Source organism: Alphaproteobacteria bacterium (assembly GCA_025800285.1).
Classification (GTDB): domain Bacteria; phylum Pseudomonadota; class Alphaproteobacteria; order JAOXRX01; family JAOXRX01; genus JAOXRX01.
On record JAOXRX010000068.1, the window covers coordinates 1 to 3,238 of the forward strand.

Consider the following 3,238-nt stretch of genomic DNA (forward strand, 5'->3'; position numbering starts at 1 on the left):
TAAATCTATATTAGCTTTAAAACCTTTAATTCCTGCTTCAAAATAATTATTAATGAAACAACTTTCGATTGTTCTTTTTAAGTGTACTTCATAATCATTATCACAAGAAATAGACAATGCCCATTTATACTCTTCTTTTGAAACTTCACAATCACGCAAAATATCCTCCATCTGTGTATTTTCATCAAAACTACTTTTACTTGGATCAAGAATTTCATTTCATACAGTATCAAGAATTTCATTAATTTTAAATTTAACTACAGCCAATATTGCACTTCGTCTATCTAATATAGCTCTTTTTTCCTCATCACTTACATCATCTGATATTGGCTTAGCAATTATGGTCTCTTCCGTAAAATATTTTCCAAAATTGTATCTACAAGGTATATTTTTGTATTTTCTACAACTTCTTGAATGACAATGTCTCTGAAATGTACTAACTAATTCAAACATTTCAGCATCATTTTCTTTGTCTGGAAGAGTAGCCTTCACATGTTTATCAATATATCTAATATACATATCTTCATTACCAGGTTTCAATTCAGGACAATCAGAAGTCCAAATTAACGCATGCAAATGTGGTGATCCTCTCATTTGAAATTCAACTCTAAGAGCATAGTATAAAATATTGCCAATAGGTTTTACTTTACTAAGTAAAATCTCTTTAAAAAACATTTCCACTCTATACTGAAAATGTTTAGCTACAATAACAGGATTAAGATTAAGAAACGAACACTTTTCATTATAAGACAAATTTTCTATATCATCGTCACTCAAATTTTCACCTTTAATTCGTGCAAGAATGTGAAATAATTCAGGCCACCTTAAATCTGCACAAGATAAAGTCATAAACCAAGTAGGAATTCCAAGTTGATGAACCATTGCAATAACTTCAAACATAAATTTTTGCCAATAAGGCGGACTACCTGGAATAGCTCTCAAAAAAAGACAAGCTTGATCTTTGAAAATTAACTTTTTCACACATTCCTCATTTGACCTAAATTCTGACGCTGTTAAACGTTTACCACACATTTTTTTTAAAGCCACATTTATACTATCTGACACCTTTTTTTGTTCCATAACAAACTGCGCAAAAAATAAATATTCTGCATTCATTGCAAATCTTCCACTATAGTGAAGTAAACGTGCATTAAAATATTTCACAGGTGTTAATTTTATTTCTCTTTCGTCTTTATAGCCAAATCTACCTTTAGAGAATAATACAGGAAAAGCAAATTCCTCGCAATATCTATCTGACATAATACATACAGGATGTCTACCCTCTCCAGGTGCAATATTATATATCTCATTGCCAACAGATATATCATTCTTATTTGTTTCCTCATTAACAATACATGGGTAATCTGGAATAATAGACTGTAAACAAGTTTCACAACTAGGTGTTCTAAAATCATCTAACGGATCTTCTTTATCACTTTCATCTTCATCATAAATATCATTATTTTCCTCACAATAATCACCATTATTATAATAATTGCCTTGCCAATCATCATCATTATAATTGTCGTAATTATCAACATAATGTTCATCATTATAAACGTCATTAGCTACATGGTTATTATTCTGCTCATAATAATCACCATTGTCATCGTTACACGGTTGATTCTCAATTCTGATATCATTAATATTACGCATAAAATTGAATTCGCTATAACTACTATCCAAATTAACAGATATATTTTCGTAAAGAAAATTATTTGCTTTTAACCAATCTAACGCCTGTAATAAAACTCTCGGACGAACAGCTTCAAAATAAACATGCCCTTTAAACTGCAATTTCCTTTTCAACTTAACAAGAATTATGCCCGAATTCGCAGGTGCACGTGGAAGTGAAGTACACGTCTCTTCACAACTTACTGGAACATTACAAACTGCACCAAGTATTTTCTTCTGCTGTCCTTTTGTCAAAATAATAATCTTTTGGAAAACTATTCTTTGTGCAATTAATATTTGTTCTAGCTTTCTTAAACCAGCTAATTCTCCAGGAATATCATCAACTGCAAGGTTATTAAATACTGCTTGACAAGGTATAGTTTTCTTCTTTATTTTCAAATGACACGTCTTACAAATATATGCTTTTCCGTCATACGATTTTACATCTGTAAAAACTTTTGAATTAAAGCTATATCTGTCTGCATTAAAACAGTGAACGCTTTTGTAGTAAAGAAGTCTATTACAAACTACACAGATATAATAAGGACCTTCTTTTACAGCTGCATTAAACTTTTGTATACAACAATCTAATGAATTTATTTTATCTTTCTTTTTGTTAAATGCATTACAATTAACTCGTTTTTTATCTTTCTGTCTTTCTTTACGCAGGCATGTTCTACAAATATATACTTTTCCATCAAATGATTTGCAGTCTGTAACAAATTCAGACATTAAACTATATTTATATGCTTTAAAATACTGTACGTACTTACGAAAATAAAACTTTTTACAAACAGCGCAAAGACAAAAAGAACGATTCTTTCTACAAACATTACAATTTTCACTACAATTCTTGTGTACATATCTATCTTTCGCAACCACTTTTGCCTTAATTCTGTTACTAGTTAAACTTTTGTTTACGCAAACTTTCTTTTGGCCACATTTCATATTCTTACTAGTTTCCAGACTTCCATCATTTAATGCAACTTTTTTCTTACATTTTTGAGTTTCATTATTATCGTTTGTCAATTCTTTCATAAATCGCCTTTTATTACAACTGTTTTTCCTTTCAATAATAAAACGACATTTCTCTTTTCGTGATAATAAACAACAGTCACATTTTACCAACTGTATTTCATATTTCGTTTCTTTCAACAATTGAGCCTTTTCTATAACTAATTTAAAAACAGTATCTATAACTTTTTCAACAGAAAAACTTTTTGTATAAACATACCCTTTGTCATTATTATTATTGACACAAAAACAACCATAAACCATCCGTCCTCCATCGGTCTTATCAAAAATAAAAGCAATATCAAGATAACTATTTATTATTGAAAATACAAAACCACTACTAGAAAATTCATTTTCACAAATCACCTTTTTTAGAATTTTTTCAATTGAAAGTAATAAATTTAATCTTAAAATGCCGCTAAACTTTTCTTTAAATTGTATAGATATAGTTTTGTCATATATTTTAACGCGTCTTGGAAAATGTGACAACGTACCATCTTTTGTTATCTCTTTATAGAGATAATTACTATTAGCTATAATTGTTTTCAAC

1 protein-coding gene is annotated in these 3,238 nt (G+C 29.2%); it reads right to left on the reverse strand.

The genetic code is table 11. The features are described 5' to 3' along the window. Positions 1 to 219 precede the first annotated feature (219 nt). The coding region (locus tag OIF36_04215; protein ID MCV6599664.1) for a helitron helicase-like domain-containing protein at positions 220 to 3,238 on the reverse strand (3,019 nt) is incomplete at its 5' end.